Source organism: Bacillus swezeyi, assembly GCF_001969815.1.
Classification (GTDB): Bacteria; Bacillota; Bacilli; order Bacillales; family Bacillaceae; genus Bacillus; species Bacillus swezeyi.
The window spans coordinates 16,717-41,298 of record NZ_MRBK01000021.1 but is presented as its reverse complement, the minus strand read 5'-3'; the positions used below and the strand labels follow the sequence as shown (position 1 = coordinate 41,298).

Below are 24,582 nucleotides of genomic sequence, written 5' to 3'. Positions count from 1 at the left end.
GAATTGGAATATCGGCTGTGAAATTCATTTAGTCAACGGAATGAGGTTGGTCAGATTGACCTTTCTTCCATTCACATTATTTATCAGAATAGGAGAGCCACAGAAATGATTGAATTCACGATTTACGGAGAACCAGTTGCGCAAGGTCGTCCCCGTGCGACGACTATCAACGGAATGGTGTGGATGTATGACCCTAAGAAATCAAGAGATTTCAAGCAGTATGTGAAATTGGCCGCTTCTGATCATCGCCCTCCTAATCTATTCAAAGGGCCGTTGGAGTTAGAAGTAAAGGTTTATAAATCGACTCTTAAGAGTTTTAGCAAGAAAAAGGCCGCTGCAGCTGAAAGAGGGGAGCTCCGGCCCAGCAAAAAGCCGGACGTTGATAACTATATCAAGGGTATCAAGGACGGCCTTAACAAAGTGCTATGGCAAGATGACAGCCAAATTGTAGATTTGCATGTCAGTAAATTTTATAGCGAGAAACCAAGAATTGAAATTAAAGTCACCCCATTATCCCAGGAGGAGGAACAATTATGTCTTTCATTGATTTCAAAGCAATTGTAAAAAAGGTGAATATGAAACCGAAGGGCTTAACGGAAATTACCTTGGAGGTCAATAGCGCGGATTTAGACGGGAAGATTCAACACCTCTCTGAAATGATTGATCAAAAAGTGGAATCCCAACTGGAATCAACACTGGTCAATTATAACGTTGAAATCAATCCTAACACAAACCAACCTACAACCAGATATAAGGTTGACCAGCATGGAGTAGTATCAGAGGTTGAGCCGCAGCCAGAACAGCTTGAGGCTGAGCTTGGGCTGCCTAAAGAAAACATTCCAACCAAAAAAGAAAAGCGACAGATCGAACGAGCAATTATAGAGGAGTTTATTGCAAGCGGAATGGCGCCCAATTTCGAGGAGTTTCCGTGTGACTTCCCTAATTTCGTGAAGCGCAAAATTGAAGGTGAATCCTATAGAAAATTGGCATCTGAGCTTGATATATCTTCAGGCAAAATTGTTGATCTAATGGATCAATATTTCGCGAAAGTTGCGCCGCTTGTAGATACATGGTGGGACTGGAAGCAAGATCAAGATGCAGAAGCGGAGCCGCTGTTCAAGCAAGAAAACGATGCGCCGGCTGAAGAAGTCTCGTCAGCTGAAAATGACAGCCAGGATGACCAGGAAGATGAGGAACACGGTGCTGCATGATCAATCGCTGCATAGAGGGGGGACGAGCCGTCCACCTCTAACTTTGATATTGGTCAAAAAAAGGCGAAGCAAAATTGCCCCGGTGCATGACGTGAATTTCAACAAATTTATTATACAAGGGGGCGTTCTGCTTGGCTAGAGGGAAAGAAGTAGACGTTAATTCAGATCTAACTTTTATAGAGCAAGTTGAAAAAGGAAAAGTGACTCTTCTTGTGCTCGATGGACACAGCGGAAAGGTGAAAAAATATGAAGCTGTAGAACATGGCTCCACGGTTGTTGAAACAACAAAAGGTAAAATTTTTAGAGTCAGGTTTGATGATTATGAACTTTTTTAAATTAGAAAGATAAAGGTTTAGAGAGATATGTCATGGAGCATTGCTGGAAGAATAGGTGTTAAAAAAGCAATTCCGATGAAAACAAAAAGAGCAGGTCTTACGCCTGCTCTCTCTTGCTTTGTTTTATATCTTTTCCACATTTCATCAAGTAAAAAAACAACTATTACAAGAAAAATAAAAACAACCGTTGTTACATTGGGAGAAAAGTGCTCTTTAACGTTTAACATGAGTAGTCCTCCCAGGTCTCCAAATATAAAGCTTAAAAGTGCTTTCATTGAAAACTACGCCTTTTTTATAATATCATGCAAAGGTTTAAGTAATAACTCCTGCCTATATTATTCCCTTAATGAATAAATAAACAAAGCTAAATAAAAAAATCAAAATCCCTACTACAACACTATATCTTTGAAGTGAGTTCTTATCGTAATCTCTAGAGATAAGAATTAATCCAACAGATAGATAAGTGATAAACATACCAATCTCAAACTTAAACAAAAGAGCAATGATGATTCCAAATGCAAGTGAAACTCCAAGAAAAACCTTCAATAATGAATTCAAAATATATCTCTCCTCTCTTGAAAATTTTATTGCGTTTTGCCGGAAATTTCAATATTTTTACGCAATTTTCTAATTTTTTCTGGTACAATTAAATTGCTTCAAAATAAAACATAGGAGTGAACCAGTTGAAACTACGTAAAAATCTTATCACATCCAGTCTAGCAGTTACAGTGGCTTTAGGTACATTCTCATTTGCAGAAACAACTCAAGCACAAGAAAACAACAGTATTGTTACCTCACCTAAAACGGTAACCACAGAATTCCAAGGGCAGAAAGTAGAGTTTAAAACAGACGAAAAAATTAATTCCAAAACAGTAACAGTCCTACAAGGAAATAAGAAAACTGTAGTTACATATGACAAAGTAAAAGATACATTGTCTATTGATGGGAAGGTCGTTCTTTCAAAAGCAAGTCAAAACATTAACACATTGTCTACCCCATCGGCCTCAACTAGTGGAACTTTCCAAACTATGAAGATACCAGAAGGGAGCGGATCAGGTGGTTCTGGAAGTTGGAAGTTCATCCACACGAAGTATGGACAAACAAAAACTACTACTGATAACATTGCTATCCTTGCTGCAGCTATCGCAGCTGTAACTCCATTCCCGGCTAATGCATTAATGGCAGCAAGTTCAGTTATTTTGACTACAAAAGTAAAGAATACTTACTGGACTATGAGAGAATGGGGCAGAATGAGTGGACTTACTTATCAACGTAAAGCTACCATAGAATTTTACAGAGACAGTAAACGAAAAAAATTCATTACATCAGAAGAGATGTACTTTTATGATAAAGGCGGTCCTAAATAAAAACATCTTTTTTAAAAAGCCTGGTGTCCATTCCCGGGCTTTTTAACCATTAGATTATGTGATTTTACATTTTAGTATATCGATAAGGCATAACCAGAACCAGAGTGAACCTTTTGCTACCTTGACATTGCCTCTTTCATCTTAACCAAATCACTTCTACATCTTAGAAATCAAACTTTTTTATTTCCTTCAGCAGCTGCCACTGCTAATTAATCATTCAGAAGGACTGTATCCAAATAATACGCTGATTAGTATTACTTAGAACCCTAAAATTTTGGTATAATAAAAGAAGTTGAAATAAAATGTCAGTCCAAGATGGAGAGCCTGCGGACACCAAATCGACGTTGTATAACGTTTATTTGGTGTCTGTTTTGTTTTTAGGAGGGATTTATTATGTCAGCTACACAATTGACTTTTCTGCCGCCTATAGACGAAAAAGAAGTCGGAAATACGATTATAAGGGAGCTAAAAAGATATAAGGCTTTGAAGGTCCAGCTTGAAAACCGGAAAGAACGGGAAGCAGCCGGGATGAATAACCTTTTCCCCCTGCTCAGAGACCAGCACTCTTTAAATGAATTGAAAGTTTGTCAGATGGACAGAGCGCTCAAACAAAGCCTTGATGATGATGAATTAAAGATCATAAAGGCCAAGTATCTCTCTCCCCAAAAAATAAAGGACATTGAAATTTATATGGAGATGGGGCTGAAAAAGGACAAATATTATCAGATAAAGCGACAGGCCATTTATAATCTGGCGACAGCTCTCGGTATTATCTGAGGGCTGTTAAGAACAAAAAAGCAGACTCTTATGAGTCCGCTATTTATTATTTGATTGCTTAAACCATGAGTCTTTCTGCAATATGATAACTGCTTGACACTACATTCATAAACCCAATTGAAAGCAAAGCGGCTGTTACGGCCAAAGATGTTGTTATTGCTTTAAACTTCAACTTCATACAAACAATCCCCCCGCTGTGTTTGTTTTCGTGCCTCTTCAACTTTTAAAAAGTAGAGAGATGACATTTCAAAACATTTGTTTTCATGATAGTATTTAGCCACATCTAGTGACATATCCTCTACATCAGGGTACATTTTTTTTGATTCCAAATGAAGTAAGCAATGATCAATTTTTTTGTTATCCGGATCCCCCATATAAAGACCCTTTAAAAACTCAAACTTTAAGCCATAAATTGAGTCACCAACCTCATTTGAATGTTCGTATCCCTCATCAAAGAAGAGCTGTGCTTTTTTCTTATTTTTTTGTTTAAATTGAATTTGTGTCATTAAAAAGTATGCTTGCGGGAGGGATTTAATGAAGCCCTCTTCTTTAAAAATTGAAATTGCTTTTTGAAAATTATCAACCGCTTGCTCGTACAAATCTTGATTATAGTAACAAACACCGATGTTATAAAGAGCCCGGGCAATCATTGGTTTGTTTTTTTCTTCTTCAGCCATTTCCAAGGCTTTCTTTAAATGAAGGACTGCTTTTTCATATCTGTTAGCATCGATCCAGTTTCCGGCCATTATTGTATGGCACTGGATAATTCTCAAATTGTATGTTTCTTGTTCTCTATATCTCTCAAGAGCTTTTTGTGCATAATGCATTGAAAAATATGTCTGTTTCATGTAGTAATAGACTTCTGCAATTTTAAAGAAAAACTCCGCTTTTTCCACTTCGTCTTCAACAAGAGCAAGTTTATTCTCTGCCTGTTTATAGTAAGTAATGGCGGATATGTACTCTCTTTTTTCATTTTCATACATACCACGGAAAAAATTATAATAATATTCAAGGATGCCTATTAAACGAGCCTGTTTGCTGTCTATATTGCGCGACAATTCTGAAATTGTCGGACGCGAGGAAGAATTGTCGCCAGGTGCAATGTATTCAAGCATAATGCGATGCCTAAAGTCCATTAAAGAGTAATACAAAAGCAAATCTTGATCTTCTTCCATTTCTTGAATATCTCGTTTAATCTCTGCCTTTAATATTTCGGCATCAGGCACACTAAAAGTCCTTATATACCTATACCATTCATTTATCTTCACACCGACAGACGCTGAAGAAATCTTTTCAGTCAAATTGATAACCCCTCCTCAGGATAACCGTTTTCCATTTTCATACTTTCTTGTATTTTACAGAATAGTTGAGTTTTTGACAATCATTTTATGTTGAGGACATTTCAAAATCATCAGGGTGTTTTGACCTAAACACTTTGATTCATTTTCAAGGATAGACAGGATTTATTCACCAATTCTTTTCCGTATAGTGGTAAAATCTATACTGATTGTAACTTTAGTATTAGAGGGGAATGCCATGAAGACTCTTGACGTTCAGGCGTTGCACAATGCAATTGATCAAACGCTGGAACAATTAAAACATCAATCAGACGAATTCGACAAAGTCAAAAAAGCCGTAGAGAGCATTACATCACTTGATGATGCTTTAAAAGGAAAAGGCGGCGACGCGATCCGCGCCTTTTACGAGGAATGTCACACCCCTTTTCTACAGTTCTATGATACTTTCATAGAGGAATACAGTTCCACGCTAAAGAAAATGAAAAGCGCGCTGAATTCTCTTGAACCAAACCATAACGGGGTTATTTCGCAAAACTTTCTTGAACACGAGTTGGAACAAGGATTGAATGCGGCCGATCGAACAACCAAACATTTGGTATCCAAAGCGAACGCTACGATCGCGAAGGTCAGCCATATTGTCGATTTACCGGAATTGAACGACAGTGATTTTCATGAACAGAATCAGAAAGCCTTAAAGGAAATCAATCAGACAATTGAAAAGCTGCACACTTTTGACCGCGAACAGACAAACTCTCTTAAAACCGCTGAAAACGACCTGGAAACGATGCAGAGATACATAAGCCGGCTTGAAAAAATGTACACAGGCCCTAAAATTGAAATCACCGGCTATCAAAAAGGTTCGATTTTAAAACCGGATGAGATGGATACTTTGCGTGGTGGCCAAGACACAGCGATGGGCGTCATGTTGGATAAGCTGGATAAGAGATCAAAGCTTGAAAAAGAAGTTAGCAAAACAAAGCCTGTAATGCATACAGATAAGTTAAATAGGCTTGATAAGCTGCATGATAATCCAGATGAGTATCTTAATGTTGCAAAAGAGATTGGATATGATAATCTTACATCTGAACAAATGGAATACGTTTCATTTCTTGAAAGACGCCAGGCAGTCATGCAAAATCCTCTTGAGGTAACCTCGGAAGATGGGAAAGAGGCTTTGCAGAATATAGGTAATGGCATAAAAGGTTCGTTTGATGCTCTATATGAATTGGGAAAGGATATTAAAGATGGCACAATACAGCTAGGGTGGAATATCGGATGGACAATTGACCATTTACATAAAGACCCGAAAGTCGTTTTAGACACAGTTCTTGGATACGACTATAAAGGTGCCTTTCAAAGTATGGTTGACACGCTAGCAGAGAAATGGGATGAAAAAGTAGTACATGGGGATGCGTATTCAAGAGCGCATTATTTTACTTATGCGATCGGCAGCCTTTGGGGATTAAAAGGCGGAAAATCTTCTGTTTCAACAGGCTCGAAAGATCTTGCAAAAGCGGGGAAAGCTGCGGCTAGCGAAGCGAAGAAAGCTGGTAAGACTGTAAAACAGTCAATTAAGCCACCTAACAATCGATACACTCCTGCATTGCAAGGGATTCTTCAGGATGCACAGAATTCTATTAACGTGAAGAATACACCTTTGCTGAAAGAGCTGCTTGAGGATAAAAAGAAAAGCGTGCTTGTACAAGCTGCTCCGTATACTTATGAAAATTCTTCCGGAGTAACTAAAACGATTAATTTAAGAATGGGACACCTTAAAAATAAAAAACATCCCGTCACGGGTGTTCCTTATGATAAAGATGGTTTTCCTATTTTCGAATCTAAGTATACTACTAAGCTTGATGAGAGTGATTTTAAAAAAAGCAGGGATCAGCATTTCAACAAGTTAAATAAGGAGCTTTATAAAGAAATTGAGGCAAATCCATCTATTATTAAAAAACTTGATCTATCTGAAGATGACCTATTAGACTTAAGAGACGGCATTACCCCTGAGAAATATACATGGCATCATCATCAAACACCGGGGAAAATGGAACTGGTTGATCGTGAAATTCATTCAAAGACTGGTCATACTGGTGGATATAAAATTTGGGGTAAAGACGAAAAATAAGGAGGTTATTATGCAGAATGTTAAATGGAGAAAACGCAGCACATTTAAAGAGGCAACTAATGAGCAAATTCATAGTCTTGAAGAAACTCTCAACATTGAATTTCCATTAGATTATAAAGAATACATAAAAGAATTCAATGGCTGTTCTCCAGTAGATAAACGTGTTGTTGTTATTGAGGGATTCAGAGAATCAATTAATAACCTGCTAAGCATTGGAGACCCGGAGAGACCAATTGATCTTTATAAAACATTCAACAATGTTAAGGATAGATTAGTTGACAACGTTTTTCCTTTTGCAACAGATGCAGGGGGCAACTTATTTTGCTTTGATTATAGAGAATCGGTAAAAAAACCCACTGTGGTTTTTTGGGACCATGAAGAAGCATTTGAGAATCCAGATGCTGCGCTAACCTATGTCTGTGATAATTTCATTGAATTAATCAACAGTCTCCAGGAATATGAGGAAGAAGAATGATTACAGTTTAAAGCACTTAATCTTTGATTGAGTGCTTTTTTGCGTTCAAATCCGAGAAAAATCCGACAAAAAGGGGGATAAAATGGGGGACTTTTTCTATTTCACTTTGTCATACGATAGAGACAAGAAAAACGAACGTGAATATCGAGTCCAAGACGGAGAGCCTGCGGACACTGATCTTTTGCACACGGATGTTGTGCAGCTGATTGGTGGCCGCTTTTTTATTGGCCAGAATGGGAGACGCACCTTTCCCTTATCAAGTGTGTACCCGGATGTATCGAATGATGATGAAGGTCGTCAGCTTCACAGGAGGAGCGGCTGGAGTCTATGCAGGATTGCGCGCGATAGTCACGGGGAACGCAAGCGGTGAGATCCCGTTTGCACAGGAAGTCATTTTCACATGGCTCCAATAATCTTTGCGTCCTTCTGGAGATTATCCGGAGTCATTTTTAATTCAAAAAAGCGAATAGCGCAAGGTGGTGTTTATTCGGTAAGGAGAATGAAACATGAAGATGAGAGATGTTTTATCAGCTGACACGAAGCATCAGCTTAAAAAAGTATTAAGCTACTCAACGAAGGAAGATGAACATTTAACCAGGCGGGATTGGGAAGAGATCATGGGAGTCAGGAAAGACACCTATAAACGACTAGGCGGGCGCATTCGCCGAAAACAGTAGTAAGAAAGCTTTTCCCGGCAACGAATGCTCCTAAATATTGAAAAACCACTTCCGATATATACAGGGGGTGATTTTCATGAATGATAGTAATGAAAAAATTGAATTTGGTGAGATCAAAAGTGTCCTTGGTTATTTGGAACAAGTTAAAGAGGATGTCCATAAAAAAAGCTTATCTGAACAAATTGCATTTAAAGAAGAAATAAAAAAGCACCATGATAAAAAGCAAATTCAAATGTTCTTGGGACGACTTGAAGATCAGTTTGAAATTAAAAAAGCCATCAGTTATTTGACCGCAGCCTTTTTTGCAATTATATCTTTGGCTATAGGAAGTACAATGGATCACAGTCTAAGTATTATAAAAGAATACAGACTCAATTTAGCTCTAGCTTCTGACGTAATAATTTTTTTGTTTTTGGTTTCAATAGGGGCATGGGCTGTTCTATCAAAAATGGAAGCTGGGAGACTTGGAAAAATAAGCGGTTATAAAAGATTATTACAAGAGTGTTTAGATGAATTACCGGAAAAAAGACATTTTAGAAGAGTACATAAAAGCACCAGACACCTTACTAAATAAGGTGTTTTTTTATTGGAGGCGATACATCATGGATATTAGAACTATACCAGTAGAAAAGATTAACCCTGCTCCATATAATCCGCGCATTGATCTGCAGCCAGGTGATCCGGAATACGAAGCACTGAAACAATCTATGAAACGGTTTGGAGCAGTTGAACCGTTAGTTTGGAATGAAAAGACGGGAAACCTTGTCGGCGGTCATCAGCGGTTTAAAATTCACATGGAGGAGAAGCCGCGTACTCTCCAGGTGTCAGTTGTAAATCTGGATGAATCCGAAGAAAAACCGTTAAACCTGGCTCTTAATAAAATTAGCGGCGATTGGGACGATTACAAACTTGAACAGGTTTTGGAAGACCTGCAGCACAATGATTTTGATCTATCCCTTACAGGTTTTTCAGAAAATGAAATAGATGAAATCTTGGGAGAGCTGGCTGAGTATGAAGGCAACGGAGGAAAAATCAATGACAGCCAGGAATTAGACCTGGATGATTATGAAGATGATCATTTCCAACATACTTGCCCCAAATGCGGATTTTCATTTAATGAATAGGTGATTACATGGAAAAGAAAGAATACCGTTGGAAGTTGGCCGATTTAAAAAACATCAAGAAAAATGGCCTTAAAGTATTCAGTACATTCTCTTGCGGCGGGGGTTCCTCTATGGGCTATAAGCTCGCCGGCTACGATCTTTTGGGGAACTGTGAGATCGATCCGCAAATGATGAAGATTTATAGGAAGAATCATAATCCGAAATATCCTTTTCTTATGGACATCAGAGACTTTAACAAAATGGAAAATCTGCCTGATGAATTGTTCGATTTAGATATTTTTGATGGTTCCCCGCCCTGCAGCGTGTTTTCTATTGCGGGTGATCGGGAAAAGGCTTGGGGAAAAGAAAAAGCCTTTCGTGAAGGACAGGCCAAACAGTCACTTGATGATCTGTTTTTTTATTACCTTGATGCTGTTGAAAGGTTGCGGCCAAAAATCTTTGTGGCCGAGAATGTCAAAGGAATGGTCAGTGGAAATGCAAAAGGTTATGTGAAGCTGGTGATTGAACGGGCCAAGGAAATTGGATATGATGTTCAACTGTTCTTGTTGAATGCTGCCACAATGGGAGTCCCGCAACGTAGAGAGCGGGTCTTTTTTATTGGCCGAAGGAAGGACTTGAATTTACTACCGCTTAAATTGTCCTTCAATGAGCCACCGATTGTATATAAAGAATTCAGAAGTGGCCATGGTGCAAGGCTTAAAGAAACATCAAAGCTTTATAAAAGATGGGTGAAGCGACGGCCGTCGGATAATAATGTGGGAGACATCACGAAAAGGATTGAAGGGAAAGAATCTAATTTCAATACGATTTTAGTGAAAAATAGCCTTGTCCCGCCTACTCTCGCGAGTGGTTCGGTCTTTGTCCGTTATGATGAGCCCTACTATATCTCTGAACGAGATATCATTTTGATGCAATCTTTCCCACTCGATTACGATTTTATGGACGCATCTGTTCAATATGTTTGTGGGATGAGTGTTCCTCCGGTCATGATGAAAAAAATATCGGAACAGATTTACAAACAGTGGTTTTAATAATTCTCACTACACTTAGAAAAATGGTATTATTTTTCTAAAAAGGGTGGAGTATATGACCGTTGTGCCGGAGAAATTGTACTGTAGAGCTTGTAAGAGAAAAACAAACCATCACATAGTTAAAAATGAGCATGACAATGAACTAAAGTATTCAATAAGCAATTCAGATTATGATGAAGAAATTGATTTTCAATTTAATGAGGATTATGCAATAGTTCAATGCAGAGGTTGTGACGCTATTGCTTTTCTAAAAATATACGGCGATGAAGATATGTTTCATATAGTCGGTTCAAATTATCATACTGATAGAGAATACTTTGTCGAATACACTGTCTTTCCAGAAGAGCCAAAAAAGGAGGATCCGGTAGAACAGTTATTACAATTCAAAGAAAAATATGAATTCGATCACTTACCTAACTTAATAAATGGAATTAGAAATGAAACAATTAATGCTTATCGCCAACGTATGAATTTATTATGCAATACGGGAATTAGAATGCTTATTGAATCAATATGTATGGTAAATGGAATTGATAAAAGACCGAAGATTAAGAAGGGAGAACCAGTGTTAGATGGTGATAAAAACCCGGTAATGGTCAATCTAAATTTGGTTCAAAAGATAAATAAACTTAAAGAAAAGAATATAATTGATGAGGAACAACGAAGGATACTCTTGGAAATTAAAGATGTAGGAAATCAGACAGTACATGAAATATTTCGACCGAAACGGAGAGATTTATTGTTATTTCTAGAAACATTAGATTTAATACTATTTAATATTTATGAATTACCTCATATTAAAATAACAAATTCACCAAGCCCTAGTTAGGGCTTATTTTTATAAAGAGGGTGCTGACAACACCCTCCCTCAACCAAGGCCATCACCCTGGTAAGAGCGTGATGAAGACGCGGCCGCGTTTCGTGGGAAAATCACGCTCTCATCTCTATTCTATTGGAGGACCAGGCAAATGGCAATAGAAAATACAAACATACGTTCTTATGATGATGAAGAAAAAGAAGAACTGCTTCTCCTTCATAGTGCTGAATTGCTTGAAAACATCAGTCAATCTAAAGAGAAATACCGAAAAATTATTCAGGCAGGGATCACCCAATGGGTCAAAGATTTTCAAAGCGGCCATATTAAGGTGAACACTGTTGAAGATTTAAAAAAGCTCATTGAGCTCGATATACAGCTTCAGAAAGATGAAGAAATTTAAAAACAAACTCAAACTCAATTCAGGTTGCGGAGGTGGGTGAAATGTAATGGCGAGACCGCGTGATCCAAGACGTAACGAAGCGTTCCGTTTATGGAAAGAAAGTAGCGGAACCAAGAAATTAAAAGACATCGCGGATGAATTGGGCGTCTCAAGCAGCACCGTCCGCAAGTGGAAAGCAACAGATAAATGGGAAGATAAAATCAAAGGGAGCGCTCCTAAATCGAATGGGAGCGCTCCTTTTCGTCCCGGCGCTCCGAAAGGTAATAAAAACGCCAAAGGAAACAAGGGGGGAGAGGCACCCACTGGAAACGAAAATGCAAAAGGGAATAGGGGCGGTGCCGCTCCAAAAGGGAATAAAAATTCCGTCCGTACCGGCGAATATGAAACGATCATGTGGGATTTTTTAAATGAGGATGAGCGACAGCTGTTCGGAAAAATCGAAACGGATCCGCTCTTTCAAATTGATTTAACGATCAGGGAGTTGAACCTTCGGGAGCGGAGAATGATGCAGCGGATCAGCAGGATAGAAAACGGCCTATCTGAAAAACAGCGCCGCGTGCTTCAACAAATGCGTAAGGTAAAGGATATCGTTCAGACGCCAGATAAAAATGGACTTGTTAAGCCGGTCCCAGTCATGAATGAGCGTCTTGTCGTGACCGAAATTGAAGAAACCGAGATGAGGGCGATTGATGATATCTTGAACATCGAAGAGGCGCTCACTCGTGTAACGGATAAGCGGCTGAAAGCCATTCGTCAGAAATACGATATGATCCGCTTCATGGATGAGCATGAATTGAAGCTCCGGGGCAACTATCTTTCAAATGAGACAAAACAGGCAGAGCTTGAACGCCTGACCGCCCGCCCTGTGGATAATTCTGTGAATATCACAATTACTCGTAAGGGTGACGGCAAATGACGGTAAAAGAAGTCAATCCACATTTCGAAGACTTTCTTTTTGACTGGAATCAAAAATTTCAGCTGCTCGTCGGTGGATACGGATCATCCAAAAGCTATCATATTGCTCTCAAGCTCATCTTGAAGCTTCTTGAGGAAAAACGGACAGTATTAGTCATTCGTGAAGTGTATGACACTCATCGGGACTCCACTTTCTCGCTTTTTGAAGAGATCATCAATGATTTAGAGATTGATCATATTGTGAGATGTATGACGTCCCCGATGCAGGTCAGGTTTCCAAATGGCAGCCGGATCATTTTCAAGGGGTTGGATAAACCGGCTAAACTGAAATCGATCAATAACATTTCGATCATTTGGATTGAGGAATGTTCAGAGGTTAAATATGAAGGCTTTAAAGAGCTTCTCGGCCGTCTGCGGCATCCTACGCGACCGCTTCATATGATTTTTTCCACGAATCCGGTCGGGGAAGACAACTGGACGTATAAGCATTTCTTTAAAGACGATCTGAATAATCGATTTGTCCTGGATGATAAAGAGCTTTATGAAAAGCGAACGATTGTTTTAAATGACACATACTATCATCATTCCACGGCAGAAGATAATTTGTTTCTACCAGAAAGCTATGTAAGGCAGCTGGATGAACTGAAAGAATACGATCCAGACCTTTACCGCATCGCCAGGAAAGGTCATTTTGGTGTGAATGGGGTTCGGGTTTTTCCTCAGTTTGAAGAATGGCCACACGATGAAGTAATGCAGGCCGTCTCGAACATTGACTGCCCGATTAAGCGGGTAGGAATGGACTTCGGTTTTGAAGAATCCTATAACGCCGTTGTACGGCTTGCGGTAGACCATAAGAAAAAATATCTCTATGTCTACTGGGAGTATTACAAGCGAGGAATGACCGATGATCGAACGGCAGAGGAACTCCAAGAATTCAAGAAAACCCAGGAGCTTATCAAAGCTGATTCAGCGGAGCCTAAAACGATTCAGTATTTCCGGCAGCAGGGTTTCAATATGGTGGGAGCCCACAAGTACCAGGGTTCACGCCTACAGTATACGAAAAAGATCAAGCGGTTTAAAAAGATCATTTGTTCCGACCAATGCAAGAACACCATTTTTGAACTCAAGCCGCTGACCTATAAAAAGGACAAGCTGGGTAACATCATTGAAGATGAATTCAAGATCGATCCCCACACTCTTTCGGCCATCTGGTATGCCCTCGATGATTACGAGGTCACCGATCTGAAGGAGAAACCGAAAATCCGGCCGCGGCCAAATAGAGAGAGGAGGTAAAGCATGGCTCAACAATCTGTGAAAGCCACCGTGTTCAAAGCGAATGCGTCGAGCGAAACGACTAAACAGATTTATGAAGATCAGTTCACCTATCAAGAAAATGACATCATTGCGCCGCCTTACAATTTGAAGGAACTGAAAAGTATCGCAGAATATTCGACGATTCTGCAGCAATGCATTCATGCCTATAAGACAAATATTCTCGGTTTTGGCTTTGATGTGGAATACACCTTTGATATCAATGGGGATGATGTACAGTCTGAAAAAAAGCAGGCTGCGGAAAATGACTGGACACGGCTTGAGGAATTTATCCGCTACCTTCATTTTGACGAATCGGCCGAAATTGTTGTCGGGTATGCTGTAGAAGACCGGGAGAAAACCGGGAACGGATTTCTAGAAGTCCTCCGCAACGGGGCCGGGAAACCAGCGGGAGTTGAATATCTGGACGTTAAAAACATGAGGGTGTGCCACTATACGGAGCCTATCGAAGTAGAATTCACATTTCGGGAGCACAATGAAATCAAAACGATGAAGCGGAAGAAAAGATTCCGGAAGTATGTTCAGATGGTTGATGGAAAACAGGTCTTCTTCAAGGAATACGGGGATCCGCGAATTATGAATTTGCGGACTGGCAAATATGAAGCCAACACTCCAGAGGAGCTTCAAGCTAACGAAGTCATTCACTTCAAGCTCGGCAGCGGTGCTTATGGCGTTCCCCGTTGGATTGGGCATATCGTAAATCTATACGGGGCCAGAAAAGCGGAAGAACTGAATTACATGTACTTTAAGCAAGGGCGCCATATCCCAGCAGCCATCACAGTCGAAAACGGGATGCTTTCTGAAGCCTCTTATCAACAGCTGCAGGAATACATGAATGACCTTGAAGGCACAGAAAACGCTCATAAATTTCTCCTGCTTGAGGTTGAGGGGATACCAACTGAAAAGGGCATTACCGGGGAAGAGGATGTATCCTCCGTCAAGGTTGATATTAAGTCCCTGGGCGAAATTCTGCAGCAAGATGCCCTATTCCTTGAATATGACGAGAAAAGCAGAAGCAAGCTCCGTTCTGCCTTCCGTCTGCCGCCGCTTTATACAGGGGAAGCACATGAGTATAACAAAGCGACCGCGGACACCGCTCGAAAAATCACAGAGGAACAAGTTTTTCAGCCGGAAAGGAAGATCATAACCGGCAAACTGAATAATTTGTTTCTGTCTGATTTGAATATTTATCATGCTCAGCTTACTTTAAAAGGTCCAGACTTCCGTGATCCGATGGAGATTGCCAAAGTGTTGGGGCCTTTTATTAATGCCGGCGCTGTATCTCCCAACGATCTACGGGATCTGGCTGGCCGCGTGCTTGGGAAAACACTTGAAGAATGGCCGGAGGATGAATACAGCCGGCCGCTTGGGAAAGCTCAAAACAATTCTTCTGATCCGCTACAGGCTTTTTTTCAAAAATCAAAAAACAATCGCTCAGGAGATTTGATTATGTTGCTGAAGGATATGAGAGATGTCCTCGAGGAGCTGAAGCAAAATGAATAAGACCGATCAGCTTTTAAACAGTCTGAATGCCTTTATTCAAAAAGCCGAGGAAGATGATGAAAAATCACTCGTGGAGGTTATACCTGATTTCCCCGGCCTTTCTAAAATACCCGGTTATGTCCAGGGATATGAAAAAAAGGTCGCCAGATTGCTCAGGCGCCAGCGTAAGAAGTTTTTAAGTGGTCTGAATGATTTTGTAAGCAAAGACTCAAAAGAGACGTTAGAAGCCATTCTGGTGTATTTTACGCAGAATCTATTTGCAGGGGACGACTTCGAGGAGCAATTTCAAGAGCTGACAGAAGGTTTCCTTCAGCAGACCATTGAGGAGCTGGCTTCTGTCATCATGGATTCATTAGATCCGGAAGTACCGTTTAAAGCTCTTTCCAGTCGCTCGACTAAATGGATCAAAGGCTGGTCTGAAGAGCTGGCCGAGATCATGAAATTGAATACCCATGAAGCGGTAGAAAACGTGCTGACAGATGCCATCAAGAACGGCTCATCAATCCAGGATATCGAATTGATTCTCCGGGACCTGCCGCAGTTTGATCGAGCACGGGCTCGAACTACGGCTATAACTGAAGTGCTTGCCGCTTCCTCTGCCGCGCAGCAAGAAGCTTATACTCAATCACCGGCTGTCATCGCGAAAAAGTGGAGGCACAGCGGAGGAAAGAAGAACAATCCGCGGGAAAATCACATTGCTCTCGATGGAACTGTTGTTGGAGTAGACGAAGAATTCACGATTCCAGGCAGCGGTGAAACATGCATGCATCCAAGGGATTCAAAGCTGTCAGCCAAAGAGCGGGTTCATTGTCATTGTGTTTTATCACCTGTGGTTGATTACAAAATTTTAGGGTTGTCAGCTGAGGAAAAAGAAGAGGTTAGGAGTGAGGCTCTCTTGAAAATGGTATGATGGTTTTGATTAAATATATTAAAACATCGTTAAGGAGGAAGCCTTATGAGTGGTTATTCGCTATCAGTATATACTAATCCTGGAATAGTAGATGGGAACTATGGACCTCATGTTGGTTTTTTTTATCCTAATTATGATTTTCCTCAACATATTGATTTTTACACTCCGCATACAGATAACCTTGATTTAAATGATTCAGATGTTGCCTATGCTAGATTAAAATCGATTTTTAATCTTGTTAGAGGAGTTTTCAGTATCTTGAACTATCCTAAAGTATGGGAGGATGGAAAATTAAATTATGATCATGGAACGCACTGGTCTAAACCTACATGGAGGAAACACCCTCTTTTTTCACACATTGAAAAGCAAAATCCATTTGATGATGAGATATCATTAAAACTAACTAATAAAGAACAATCTAAGGGGAGATTTGCAACTTTTTTTCAACTTGTCGTAGATCATTCTCATATTAGAGATGTAATGAACCTTTATGTGGACGCGATCGACAATAATGAATTGATGTATATTAACGCATATAAAATTTACGAGACAATAAAAACTGATCTGGGGATATCGGGGAGAAAACAAGAGGAACAGTTGAATTCATTAGATATTCCTCTTAATTTAAAAAGAAATATGAATAAAATTAAGTCATCCACAAAATTACTCAATAATGATGGGGGTATCTTTTATAAAAGACATGGTCACAATCCTTTTAATCCGGAGAATCCTAAAAGTGAGGAAGAGTTGAACCAACTTAATCATATCAAAGACCATATGAAAGAATTAGTATATGAATGGTTTAAATACAATATTGAAAAAAAAGAAAGAAGCAAATAAAGATGCTTCTTTCTTTTTTAAAGGGTGTGAACACATACCAAGAGAGTTGGTACAAGAAGATTTAGAGTTGTCAACTGAGAAAAAAGAAAAGATTCGAAGAGAAGCCTTAGCAAATATGGAATAAAGTAGTATAATAACCTCATTATTTAATGGGGGTTTATTATGTATAAAGAACAGTTAAATTGGGGTGAAGTGTTGGGTGGTTTATCAAACTTTATATCCTCTATACTGAATTCGAAGTTTATAATTAACTTACTTACATCTTGGCCTTTAGCAGTGATTATTGTTGTAATTCTGCTTCGGAAAGGAATATTAAAGAAATTAGAACATATACAGAGTCTTAATTATAAGGATGGGAATATAAACTTTCATGATCAGATAAAGGCTATAGACGAACTGCAGGAGACAGGTGATGAGTCTAAGTACAAATCAGAAGATATTTATGATCCTTTGGAAGATATAAAACACTATCAGGAATTTGATCTTATCGCCAAAGAATCTCGGAAAGCCGCAATTTTATCAGTATGGGCAAAACTAGAAAGGGCAATTGATGATGCTTGTAGAGAACTTGATATTAACGAAAAAACTTACACTCAAAAATTAATTGCTATTATGGATAAAGGACGTATTAATAAAAAAAATTTTGAAACAGCAATGCACCTCTCACGAATTAGGGCTAACTTAGAGTTTGTAAAGGAAATAGACATAAGCTTATACGATCTCAAAGTTTTTAATACATTATGTCTAGGTCTAATGAAAAAATTGTTAAGACCAAACTAAACCTCAAATATTAATATTTTGAGGTTTTTTATTTTGAAAGGAGGTGAACAACATGCCACGTGAATTGGTAAACGCAAAAATCACACATGTTTCTTACGTAGACAAGGCTGCTAATCAAAAGCAGTTCTTTTTTATGAAATCAGAAAAGCAGCCGGACTTTCAGAAAGAAATCAGGGTCCTGACAAAAGCCGATGATGAAAAAAAGCTTGTATACGGGATTGTGTATGAACCAGATACGCCCGACGCTCACGGGGACTTCATGACAGCTGCAGAAATCGAGAAAGCGGCCCACGGCTTCCTGAAGGATGCGAGGGAGATTGATAAGCAACATGATTTTCAAGGCGGCGTCGGTGAAGTGGTGGAATCCTATGTCGCGCCGGCGGACTTTGAGGTCAATGGCGAAACCATAAAAAAGGGATCTTGGGTGCTTGTCACAAAAGCTTCGGATGAGGTCTGGGAACAGATCAAAAAAGGCGACATCACCGGGTATTCAATGGCCGGAACCGCTGAGACAATTGAAAAACAAAAAGAGAAGCCTTTTTCTCCTTCTGCCAATGAAGAGAAAGGGCTTTTTAATTTGCTTAAAAATTTCTTTTTAGGCAAACATGAGGAGCCACAAACACCAGTAGAAAAAGCCGGCCGGAAGTTTTCGGCATCCAACCTGAATGAAATCAAAAACGCTCATGCCGCTCTCGGCAAATTGCTGAGTCAGGCTGAAGCCGACGAGGAGGAAGACGAGTTGAAAAAAGAAGATATTGAGAAATTGCTTGATGACAAATTAAACCCGATCACCAAGCGTCTTGATGAGATTGAAAAAGAAGCAGATTCGACGGCAAACGAGTCACAAGATGAAAAGCAAGAACGGTCCGTCATCAAACAAATGGATGAACTGCTTGAACAAAAGCTCTTACCAATTCAAGAACGTTTAGAAGCCGTTGAAAAGAGACGCGGAATTTCAAAACAAGCGGGATCTGATCAGGAATCAGACAAAGAAGAAGTGAAAAAGTCCGTTTGGGACGGCTTACTTTAAAGGAGGAATACGATGAGAAATCAGGAGATTATCAACAAAGCAGAAATGACGCTTGCTTCGCTAACAAGCGGCGGTCTGATGAATCCGACCCAAGCATCAACATTTATCCGCATGGTACAGGATACCCCCACTATTTTAAATGATGCCCGCGTCATTCCGATGGACCATGATGCACAGAAATTTGAAAAGATCGGCTTTGGCCAGCGTATTCTAAGAGCTGGTGAAGAGGGAAAGTCGCTTGCTAGCGGTGACAGAGCTGTTCCAACTACAAGTACCATCGGTCTGAACGCAAAAGAAGTCATCGCAGAAGTTCACATCACGTATGACACTCTCGAAAACAACATCGAAAAAGATGGCCTTCAAAACACCATCATGCAGATGCTGGCTGAGCGTGCGGCAGTGGATATCGAGGAACTAATCGTTAACGGAGATTCAAAATCGGACGATTCATTCCTTGCGCAAATTGATGGGATCCGGAAGCAAGCCACATCTCACATTGTGGATGCTGCAGGAGAGGAATTAACAAGGCAAATTTTCAAACGCGGATATAAAGCTGTTCCACCTAAATATTTGCGCGTGCCGCAGGAATTCCGTTTCTATACTTCACCTGGCATTGAAGTTGAATGGAAGGATAAAGTGGCCGATCGTCAAACCAACTTAGGGGATGCTGCTGTTCAAGGCGGGCTTTCTTCTGCTTTTGGTGTGCCGATCAAGGGAATTGCAAACATGCAGCCATATTCCGCCGGCGAAGGAGAAAAAGCGATCGACGTATCAGATGTCATTTTGACGCATCCGAAAAACATCGTGCTCGGCTTCTCCCGAAATATCCGAATTGAAGTCGATAAAGATATCCGCCGCCGAAAATTCATTATTGTTTTGACGGCAAAACTGGACAGCGTGTTTGAGGAAGAGGACGCGGTAGCCAAAATCATCAATGTCAAAGAGTAGGTGAAGACGCATGGCTGATACCTATAAAGCGCAACTGATCAAAGGGAAAACTTACGATGTTATGGACCATGTTTTTACCCTGGGAGCAGAGCGAGACGTCAAGAAATCGGTGTATCTCTATCTTAAAGACAATGAACAATTTGAATGCAAATTAATCAAAGAAGAGACCGAGGGCGAAGGTGACGGATCGAAGGATGGCGGATCGAAAGATGACGGAGAAAACGCCAAAGAATCAACGGCATCTGCTACTCCGAAAATATACACAGAATCAGAATTGAGAGGCATGACGAAGGCAGGACAAGAGGCCATTATCTCTGATCTTGGCGGCGATCCTGCAGCGTTCAAAAACGCCGATGAAAGGATTGCCTTCATCCTGCAGAAACTAGGGGAGTGACGCTGCATGTTGATCACTCCTGAGGAAGTGATTGCTTATTCTGTTTTCGAAGCGGTAAAGTCTCGGCCGGAGAACCTGCTTCAGCACGATATTTTAGAGGCTGAAACCGAGATTCAAAGCATTGTCGGGCATAATCTTTCTGATGAGAAATATCAGCCACTGCCGGAAAAGGTCAAGCTTGCCTTATTAAAGATGGCACAATATTTCGCTTTGATCAATTCTGATGAATCTATCGTCAAAGGCTATAAATCTGAAAAAATCGGAGACTATTCCTATACGCTCGGAGACGGTCAGACCATTCAAAAGCCAGAAGTCGAAAATCTATTAAAAGATTTCGTTGAGGATCCAAATGTCCCACCTGATGGTAAAGGATCTGTTCTCCTTAGGGTGAGGGCATTATGAGCTACAGCCGGCTCTTAACACACCGTTGTGACATTTACCATCTAGAAGAGGAACAGCCGGCGGAATCCCGGTATGGTGTTCCGGTTCAGGATGGCCAGCCAGAATTCTCTTATCCCGATGAACCGGATATTTTGGATCAAGCTTGTTACTTTACGGAGAAAAATCAATCCGTTGTGCAGCAGGAGCCGAATACACTGTTTGTTCAATCCCTTTTGGTCCATTTTCCGATTTCATCGGATATCCGGCTGAATGACAAAGTGATATGGGAAGGTGCTTCTTATAAACTGCAGAAGCCAAGAAAAATTAAAAATCATCACATTGAAGTGACAGCAGTCAGGAGTGACAACCTATGAGAATTGACGGCTTGGATGAATTTATTCAGGCACTCGATGAAGCAATTGACGGAGGGCTTCAAAGTCAATATGAGCTCTGGCTTGAGGCGATGGGCTATGAGTTTTTGGATATTGTGCAAGATGAAATTATGAAAACTGAAACCGTCGAAACGCGCCGCCTATTAAATTCCTTTGAGAAAGGTGACGCAGACAATATTTTCTCTACGACCGCAGGCAATCTGACATTGGATGTAGGGACCAACTTGGAATACGCTTCTTTTGTAAACGACGGGCACTTTACCATTGACCCATCCAAGAATAAAGATCGACGGTGGGTTCCTGGGCGATGGAAAGGTGACCGCTTTGAATATGATCCCGCTGCGGAAACCGGAATGCTGCTGAAGTTTCAATGGATTGACGGATCCGGGTACTGGGACAATGCCCTAGCGATCTTTGAGCGAATGTTTGAAAGAAGCTTAGACCGCAAGCTTCAGGAATGGCTGGATGAATTCTAAAGGTGGTGATGGCTTGAACGATGAAGTCGGGTCCATTATGAACTTCTTTTATCGGGTGTTTCCCGTCCAAATATATGACCGGGAGATTCCTATTCAAATTAAAACCCCGTCTCTCTATTTCCCGCCGCCTTCTGTAGCGGATGGGAATGACACAGTTTCAACGTATATGAAAACGTACAGCCTCAATGTGAAGCTGTTTCATAAGGATTCACAACAGGCTCATGATGAAGCTGAGAAGATCGCGGAGGCTGTACGTGAAAGACGCAGCATGATTCCTCTTGTTGATACTGAAGGAACGGAGACCGGGGAATCCTTGCGAATCAATCGGATAGAATCACGAATATCTGATAAAGGGGTCGCTGTGTTAGTTGTTCAATGGAACAGCCGGTATTGGTACAAAAAAGATGAAAAGCCGGCCCTTCAAGATTTTGATTTTACAAGCGGGGTGAAATAAGTGGACACAAAGAAAGCAAAAAATGAAGAGGTTGAGGGGCTGAATGCCACGCGCCGCCCAGAATCTCTCTTTCATATTCAAGATTTACGGGAGCACAGTAAAGAGCTGTTCGGGGTTAAACCGGAAGTTCTGGACGGTGCTCTTTTTGGTTTGAACCAGAAGCAAGTGACTAAATCAGAAGCGAAGAAACGCATTCGTGAATTTCTTCGGAAGGAGGCTAAATAAATGAACGGCGGAACATTCACACCAGGCAAAGAAAAAGAACGTGCCGGCATCTATTTTAATTTTAAAACAACAGCACAGGAACGTGTTTCTCTCGGCGAACGTGGGATTGCAGCTGTACCTGTGAATACAAGCTGGGGAGAAGCAAAAAAATTCATTTCAATCTCAAATATCGAGGATCTGAATAAAAAGGTTGGATTGCCGATAGATGACCCATCCCTGCTTTTATTCAGAGAAGCCAAGAAAAAAGCCCAGACGGTTCTCCTGTATCGCTTGAATGAGGGAAACCGCGCAACAGGAGATATTGGTGAGGGCGTGAAGGCAACCGCCAATTACGGAGGCACAAAAGGAAATGACATCATCATTCAAGTCAGTGAAAATGTCTTGGATTCTTCAAAGTTTGATGTCACCACGTTTTTTAATCAGTCTGAAGTGGATAAACAAACGGTTTCTAAAGCAGAAGAACTGCAAGCCAATCAATATGTCACCTTTACCGGTAAGGGAGAACTGACGATTACGATTCCACTTTCGGGGGCTGAAGGTGATGAAGAAGAAGGAAAACTAAATCCTTCTGCTGGAGTCCGGCTTTCAGGCGGTACAGACAAGACGGCCACGAATGAGGACTATATGGATTTCTTGGAGGCAGCTGAAACAGAATACTTTGACACCATCGCTCTCCCGATAGAAACAAGCGAGCAATTGAAAGCCACATTCGTTTCATTTATTCAGCGTTTACGCGATAAACAAGGGCGTAAGGTCCAAGGTGTCCTTTCCGGATATAAAGTCGATTATGAAGGCATTATCAATGTGACAGAAGGCGTTCTGTTGGAAGACGGTACAGAGATTGCGCCGCATCAGGCTACAGCATGGGTAGCCGGGGCCAGCGCGGGAGCTTCTTTCAATCAATCCTTGACCTTTGTTGAATACGAAGGCGCGGTGGATGTCCTGAACCGCCTTGACGATGACACAGTCATTGAGAAGCTGAACAACGGGGAGTTCTTATTCACATTTGACGCTCGCGATAAATCTGTCAGCGTTGAAAAGGATATTAATTCTCTCACGACCTTTACGGCCGAGAAAAATAAGAAATTCTCTAAAAATAAAATCATCCGGGTACTTGATGCCATTAATAACGATTTAACGCGAGAGCTGAAGGCGCTAATTAAGTCCAAAAAAGGAACCGGCAACGACATCCCAGCTTCCGATGACGGATTGCAGTATGTCAAAACGCTTATCATTCAATATCTGACGACACTTCAGGACGGAGACGGGATTATAGGCTTTGATTCAGAAAACGATCTGACTATCAAGCTGAACGAGGAACGTGATGGATTCTTGATTGACCTGGCCGTTCAGCCGGTTGACGCAGCTGAAAAATTCTACTTCAATGTGGAGGTGAAGTAAGATGGCTTTTAAGGCGCAAAACACGATTTCAGGAAAAGAGGGCCGTCTGTTTTTGGATGGGGAAGAACTGGCCTTTATTAAAACATTTGAAGCAAACGTGGAGAAAAACAAAGCAGAGGTCAATGTCATGGGTCGCCGAATGACCGGCCACAAAACAACGGGGGCAAATGGAACGGGAACAGCGACATTCTATAAAGTCACATCACGATTTGTGCAGCTGATGCTGAACTATGTGAAAAAGGGAGAAGATCCATATTTCACATTGCAGGCTGTCCTCGATGACCAGTCTGCAGGTCGTGGCACTGAACGGGTCACATTGTTTGACGTGAATTTTGACTCTGCCAAGATCGCGGGGCTCGATGTGGATTCAGAGGCACTGGAAGAGGAAGTACCGTTCACTTTCGAAGATTTTGATCTTCCGGAAAAATTGAGTGACTCTTTTTAAGCTCTAAAAAGTAAACAAAAATATGTTTACAAAATACACACCTGTGATACGATAATATATATTGAGTGTGTATTTAATGTACACTCAATGCAACCACATCTAGAACTGATAACTCATGTAAAAAATGCATTCCTTCTTCAGGAAATGCATAAAATAAAAAAGACCCGACTGCTGCGAACAGTCGAGTCGGTGTACACAAAAGCGACCCATCAAGGGCTTGCTCAGAGAGGTGTTTTAAATAGACCTATCCCTTTAAGTTTTCCAGGCTCAAGGGAGGTCTATTTTTCTTTCTTTGACAACACGGCAACTAACATGCCAAAAGCAATCATTAAAGAGATTGTTTCAAATGTTGTCATTTGCATCACCCCCTTTCAATCGGGGATGAGCAAGACTTCCCTTGAGTGAGCAAAGCTTTTATGTACAAGAAATATTATACACTAGACAACCACATTGTGGTTGTCCTTTTTAGTTGGAAAAGTTGAGATGACATTTTCACCAAGATCGAAAACAGGGCCG

Annotated in this window: 34 protein-coding genes; 30 read left to right on the top strand and 4 right to left on the bottom strand. The window is 40.7% G+C overall.

Annotation, left to right across the window (positions count from 1 at the left end; translation table 11 throughout):
* Positions 1-105: 105 nt before the first annotated feature.
* From BTA30_RS17090 to BTA30_RS17080, 3 genes are all read left to right on the top strand, one after another.
* Positions 106-564, top strand: a complete 459-nt coding sequence (locus BTA30_RS17090) for a RusA family crossover junction endodeoxyribonuclease (protein WP_076762519.1) — start codon at positions 106-108, stop codon at positions 562-564.
* Entirely contained in the window at positions 534-1,211 is a 678-nt protein-coding gene (locus BTA30_RS17085) for a hypothetical protein (protein WP_076762518.1), read from the top strand. The genes BTA30_RS17090 and BTA30_RS17085 overlap by 31 nt, the downstream gene beginning before the upstream one ends.
* A gap of 131 nt (positions 1,212-1,342) precedes the next feature.
* The gene (locus BTA30_RS17080) at positions 1,343-1,546 is read left to right on the top strand and encodes an XtrA/YqaO family protein (RefSeq protein ID WP_076762517.1); all 204 of its coding nucleotides are present in this window, start codon (positions 1,343-1,345) and stop codon (positions 1,544-1,546) included.
* Positions 1,547-1,563: 17 nt separating this feature from the next.
* Here BTA30_RS17080 and BTA30_RS17075 read toward each other — a convergent pair whose 3' ends face one another.
* Positions 1,564-1,773, bottom strand: coding sequence for a hypothetical protein (locus BTA30_RS17075; RefSeq protein ID WP_076762516.1), 210 nt, complete (start codon positions 1,771-1,773; stop codon positions 1,564-1,566).
* Between the two features lie 103 nt (positions 1,774-1,876).
* Positions 1,877-2,104, bottom strand: a complete 228-nt coding sequence (locus BTA30_RS17070; RefSeq protein ID WP_076762515.1) for a hypothetical protein — start codon at positions 2,102-2,104, stop codon at positions 1,877-1,879.
* A 125-nt stretch (positions 2,105-2,229) separates the two neighbouring features.
* On the opposite strand from BTA30_RS17070, the gene BTA30_RS17065 reads away from it, so the two are divergent.
* Entirely contained in the window at positions 2,230-2,913 is a 684-nt protein-coding gene (locus BTA30_RS17065; protein WP_076762514.1) for a hypothetical protein, read from the top strand.
* Positions 2,914-3,306: 393 nt separating this feature from the next.
* Entirely contained in the window at positions 3,307-3,690 is a 384-nt protein-coding gene (locus BTA30_RS17060; protein WP_076762513.1) for an ArpU family phage packaging/lysis transcriptional regulator, read from the top strand.
* A 161-nt stretch (positions 3,691-3,851) separates the two neighbouring features.
* Here BTA30_RS17060 and BTA30_RS17055 read toward each other — a convergent pair whose 3' ends face one another.
* Entirely contained in the window at positions 3,852-4,991 is a 1,140-nt protein-coding gene (locus BTA30_RS17055; RefSeq protein WP_076762512.1) for a response regulator aspartate phosphatase, read from the bottom strand.
* Positions 4,992-5,226: 235 nt separating this feature from the next.
* Between BTA30_RS17055 and BTA30_RS17050 the strand changes: the two genes are divergently transcribed.
* From BTA30_RS17050 to BTA30_RS16935, 25 genes are all read left to right on the top strand, one after another.
* Positions 5,227-7,116 carry a T7SS effector LXG polymorphic toxin gene (locus BTA30_RS17050; protein WP_076762511.1) on the top strand — a complete coding sequence of 630 codons (1,890 nt, stop codon included), beginning with the start codon at positions 5,227-5,229 and terminating at the stop codon, positions 7,114-7,116.
* Positions 7,117-7,126: 10 nt separating this feature from the next.
* Positions 7,127-7,591: an SMI1/KNR4 family protein gene (locus BTA30_RS17045; protein ID WP_076762510.1), complete on the top strand. Its 465-nt coding sequence runs from the start codon at positions 7,127-7,129 to the stop codon at positions 7,589-7,591.
* Between the two features lie 281 nt (positions 7,592-7,872).
* A complete protein-coding gene (locus BTA30_RS24165) occupies positions 7,873-8,004 on the top strand; it encodes a hypothetical protein (protein ID WP_268884414.1) in 132 nt (43 codons plus the stop codon).
* A 93-nt stretch (positions 8,005-8,097) separates the two neighbouring features.
* Positions 8,098-8,268 (top strand): hypothetical protein, encoded by a 171-nt coding sequence (locus BTA30_RS23450; RefSeq protein WP_164470257.1) that lies wholly within the window; start codon positions 8,098-8,100, stop codon positions 8,266-8,268.
* 76 nt (positions 8,269-8,344) lie between these two features.
* On the top strand, positions 8,345-8,842 hold the full coding sequence (locus BTA30_RS17035; protein ID WP_076762509.1) for a hypothetical protein: 498 nt from the start codon (positions 8,345-8,347) through the stop codon (positions 8,840-8,842).
* Positions 8,843-8,870: 28 nt separating this feature from the next.
* Entirely contained in the window at positions 8,871-9,392 is a 522-nt protein-coding gene (locus BTA30_RS17030; RefSeq protein ID WP_076762508.1) for a ParB N-terminal domain-containing protein, read from the top strand.
* Between the two features lie 110 nt (positions 9,393-9,502).
* Positions 9,503-10,423, top strand: coding sequence for a DNA cytosine methyltransferase (locus BTA30_RS17025; protein WP_239693605.1), 921 nt, complete (start codon positions 9,503-9,505; stop codon positions 10,421-10,423).
* A 55-nt stretch (positions 10,424-10,478) separates the two neighbouring features.
* Complete coding sequence (locus BTA30_RS17020; protein WP_076762507.1) at positions 10,479-11,252, top strand: DUF4145 domain-containing protein; 774 nt, start codon at positions 10,479-10,481, stop codon at positions 11,250-11,252.
* Between the two features lie 139 nt (positions 11,253-11,391).
* Positions 11,392-11,640 (top strand): hypothetical protein, encoded by a 249-nt coding sequence (locus BTA30_RS17015; protein ID WP_076762506.1) that lies wholly within the window; start codon positions 11,392-11,394, stop codon positions 11,638-11,640.
* 46 nt (positions 11,641-11,686) lie between these two features.
* Positions 11,687-12,556 carry a phage terminase small subunit gene (gene terS / locus BTA30_RS17010; RefSeq protein WP_076762505.1) on the top strand — a complete coding sequence of 290 codons (870 nt, stop codon included), beginning with the start codon at positions 11,687-11,689 and terminating at the stop codon, positions 12,554-12,556.
* Positions 12,553-13,848, top strand: a complete 1,296-nt coding sequence (locus BTA30_RS17005) for a PBSX family phage terminase large subunit (RefSeq protein ID WP_076762504.1) — start codon at positions 12,553-12,555, stop codon at positions 13,846-13,848. Before terS ends, BTA30_RS17005 begins: the two co-directional genes overlap by 4 nt.
* 3 nt (positions 13,849-13,851) lie before the next feature.
* Positions 13,852-15,390 carry a phage portal protein gene (locus BTA30_RS17000; protein ID WP_076762503.1) on the top strand — a complete coding sequence of 513 codons (1,539 nt, stop codon included), beginning with the start codon at positions 13,852-13,854 and terminating at the stop codon, positions 15,388-15,390.
* Positions 15,383-16,300 (top strand): phage minor head protein, encoded by a 918-nt coding sequence (locus tag BTA30_RS16995; RefSeq protein ID WP_076762502.1) that lies wholly within the window; start codon positions 15,383-15,385, stop codon positions 16,298-16,300. The genes BTA30_RS17000 and BTA30_RS16995 overlap by 8 nt, the downstream gene beginning before the upstream one ends.
* A gap of 45 nt (positions 16,301-16,345) precedes the next feature.
* Complete coding sequence (locus BTA30_RS16990) at positions 16,346-17,140, top strand: hypothetical protein (protein WP_076762501.1); 795 nt, start codon at positions 16,346-16,348, stop codon at positions 17,138-17,140.
* A gap of 162 nt (positions 17,141-17,302) precedes the next feature.
* Positions 17,303-17,920 carry a hypothetical protein gene (locus BTA30_RS16985; RefSeq protein ID WP_076762500.1) on the top strand — a complete coding sequence of 206 codons (618 nt, stop codon included), beginning with the start codon at positions 17,303-17,305 and terminating at the stop codon, positions 17,918-17,920.
* Between the two features lie 52 nt (positions 17,921-17,972).
* Positions 17,973-18,950, top strand: a complete 978-nt coding sequence (locus BTA30_RS16980) for an XkdF-like putative serine protease domain-containing protein (RefSeq protein ID WP_076762499.1) — start codon at positions 17,973-17,975, stop codon at positions 18,948-18,950.
* 12 nt (positions 18,951-18,962) lie between these two features.
* Entirely contained in the window at positions 18,963-19,898 is a 936-nt protein-coding gene (locus BTA30_RS16975; protein ID WP_076762498.1) for a phage major capsid protein, read from the top strand.
* Positions 19,899-19,908: 10 nt separating this feature from the next.
* A complete protein-coding gene (locus tag BTA30_RS16970; RefSeq protein ID WP_076762497.1) occupies positions 19,909-20,292 on the top strand; it encodes a YqbF domain-containing protein in 384 nt (127 codons plus the stop codon).
* Positions 20,293-20,298: 6 nt separating this feature from the next.
* Complete coding sequence (gene yqbG, locus BTA30_RS16965; protein ID WP_076762496.1) at positions 20,299-20,694, top strand: protein YqbG; 396 nt, start codon at positions 20,299-20,301, stop codon at positions 20,692-20,694.
* The gene (locus tag BTA30_RS16960) at positions 20,691-21,047 is read left to right on the top strand and encodes a DUF3599 family protein (RefSeq protein ID WP_076762495.1); all 357 of its coding nucleotides are present in this window, start codon (positions 20,691-20,693) and stop codon (positions 21,045-21,047) included. The genes yqbG and BTA30_RS16960 overlap by 4 nt, the downstream gene beginning before the upstream one ends.
* Positions 21,044-21,541 (top strand): HK97 gp10 family phage protein, encoded by a 498-nt coding sequence (locus BTA30_RS16955; RefSeq protein ID WP_076762494.1) that lies wholly within the window; start codon positions 21,044-21,046, stop codon positions 21,539-21,541. Before BTA30_RS16960 ends, BTA30_RS16955 begins: the two co-directional genes overlap by 4 nt.
* Before the next feature lie 13 nt (positions 21,542-21,554).
* A complete protein-coding gene (locus BTA30_RS16950; protein ID WP_076762548.1) occupies positions 21,555-21,995 on the top strand; it encodes a phage tail terminator family protein in 441 nt (146 codons plus the stop codon).
* A complete protein-coding gene (locus BTA30_RS16945) occupies positions 21,996-22,220 on the top strand; it encodes a YqzN/YkzM domain-containing protein (RefSeq protein ID WP_076762493.1) in 225 nt (74 codons plus the stop codon).
* Entirely contained in the window at positions 22,221-23,621 is a 1,401-nt protein-coding gene (locus BTA30_RS16940) for a phage tail sheath family protein (RefSeq protein ID WP_076762492.1), read from the top strand.
* 1 nt (position 23,622) lies between these two features.
* Positions 23,623-24,066 carry a phage tail tube protein gene (locus tag BTA30_RS16935; RefSeq protein WP_076762491.1) on the top strand — a complete coding sequence of 148 codons (444 nt, stop codon included), beginning with the start codon at positions 23,623-23,625 and terminating at the stop codon, positions 24,064-24,066.
* Positions 24,067-24,344: 278 nt separating this feature from the next.
* On the opposite strand, the gene BTA30_RS23960 is transcribed toward BTA30_RS16935, so the two are convergent.
* Entirely contained in the window at positions 24,345-24,422 is a 78-nt protein-coding gene (locus tag BTA30_RS23960) for a putative holin-like toxin (protein WP_223831559.1), read from the bottom strand.
* Positions 24,423-24,582: the final 160 nt, after the last annotated feature.

Coding starts and splice junctions, on each gene's coding strand:
- BTA30_RS17090 (WP_076762519.1), top strand. CDS start 106: ATGATTGAATTCACGATTTACGGAGAACCAGTTGCGCAAGGTCGTCCC.
- BTA30_RS17085 (WP_076762518.1), top strand. CDS start 534: ATGTCTTTCATTGATTTCAAAGCAATTGTAAAAAAGGTGAATATGAAA.
- BTA30_RS17075 (WP_076762516.1), bottom strand. CDS start 1,773: ATGTTAAACGTTAAAGAGCACTTTTCTCCCAATGTAACAACGGTTGTT.
- BTA30_RS17060 (WP_076762513.1), top strand. CDS start 3,307: ATGTCAGCTACACAATTGACTTTTCTGCCGCCTATAGACGAAAAAGAA.
- BTA30_RS17050 (WP_076762511.1), top strand. CDS start 5,227: ATGAAGACTCTTGACGTTCAGGCGTTGCACAATGCAATTGATCAAACG.
- BTA30_RS17045 (WP_076762510.1), top strand. CDS start 7,127: ATGCAGAATGTTAAATGGAGAAAACGCAGCACATTTAAAGAGGCAACT.
- BTA30_RS24165 (WP_268884414.1), top strand. CDS start 7,873: ATGATGATGAAGGTCGTCAGCTTCACAGGAGGAGCGGCTGGAGTCTAT.
- BTA30_RS23450 (WP_164470257.1), top strand. CDS start 8,098: ATGAAGATGAGAGATGTTTTATCAGCTGACACGAAGCATCAGCTTAAA.
- BTA30_RS17035 (WP_076762509.1), top strand. CDS start 8,345: ATGAATGATAGTAATGAAAAAATTGAATTTGGTGAGATCAAAAGTGTC.
- BTA30_RS17030 (WP_076762508.1), top strand. CDS start 8,871: ATGGATATTAGAACTATACCAGTAGAAAAGATTAACCCTGCTCCATAT.
- BTA30_RS17025 (WP_239693605.1), top strand. CDS start 9,503: ATGGGCTATAAGCTCGCCGGCTACGATCTTTTGGGGAACTGTGAGATC.
- BTA30_RS17020 (WP_076762507.1), top strand. CDS start 10,479: ATGACCGTTGTGCCGGAGAAATTGTACTGTAGAGCTTGTAAGAGAAAA.
- BTA30_RS17015 (WP_076762506.1), top strand. CDS start 11,392: ATGGCAATAGAAAATACAAACATACGTTCTTATGATGATGAAGAAAAA.
- terS (WP_076762505.1), top strand. CDS start 11,687: ATGGCGAGACCGCGTGATCCAAGACGTAACGAAGCGTTCCGTTTATGG.
- BTA30_RS17005 (WP_076762504.1), top strand. CDS start 12,553: ATGACGGTAAAAGAAGTCAATCCACATTTCGAAGACTTTCTTTTTGAC.
- BTA30_RS17000 (WP_076762503.1), top strand. CDS start 13,852: ATGGCTCAACAATCTGTGAAAGCCACCGTGTTCAAAGCGAATGCGTCG.
- BTA30_RS16995 (WP_076762502.1), top strand. CDS start 15,383: ATGAATAAGACCGATCAGCTTTTAAACAGTCTGAATGCCTTTATTCAA.
- BTA30_RS16990 (WP_076762501.1), top strand. CDS start 16,346: ATGAGTGGTTATTCGCTATCAGTATATACTAATCCTGGAATAGTAGAT.
- BTA30_RS16985 (WP_076762500.1), top strand. CDS start 17,303: ATGTATAAAGAACAGTTAAATTGGGGTGAAGTGTTGGGTGGTTTATCA.
- BTA30_RS16980 (WP_076762499.1), top strand. CDS start 17,973: ATGCCACGTGAATTGGTAAACGCAAAAATCACACATGTTTCTTACGTA.
- BTA30_RS16975 (WP_076762498.1), top strand. CDS start 18,963: ATGAGAAATCAGGAGATTATCAACAAAGCAGAAATGACGCTTGCTTCG.
- BTA30_RS16970 (WP_076762497.1), top strand. CDS start 19,909: ATGGCTGATACCTATAAAGCGCAACTGATCAAAGGGAAAACTTACGAT.
- yqbG (WP_076762496.1), top strand. CDS start 20,299: ATGTTGATCACTCCTGAGGAAGTGATTGCTTATTCTGTTTTCGAAGCG.
- BTA30_RS16960 (WP_076762495.1), top strand. CDS start 20,691: ATGAGCTACAGCCGGCTCTTAACACACCGTTGTGACATTTACCATCTA.
- BTA30_RS16955 (WP_076762494.1), top strand. CDS start 21,044: ATGAGAATTGACGGCTTGGATGAATTTATTCAGGCACTCGATGAAGCA.
- BTA30_RS16940 (WP_076762492.1), top strand. CDS start 22,221: ATGAACGGCGGAACATTCACACCAGGCAAAGAAAAAGAACGTGCCGGC.
- BTA30_RS16935 (WP_076762491.1), top strand. CDS start 23,623: ATGGCTTTTAAGGCGCAAAACACGATTTCAGGAAAAGAGGGCCGTCTG.
- BTA30_RS23960 (WP_223831559.1), bottom strand. CDS start 24,422: ATGACAACATTTGAAACAATCTCTTTAATGATTGCTTTTGGCATGTTA.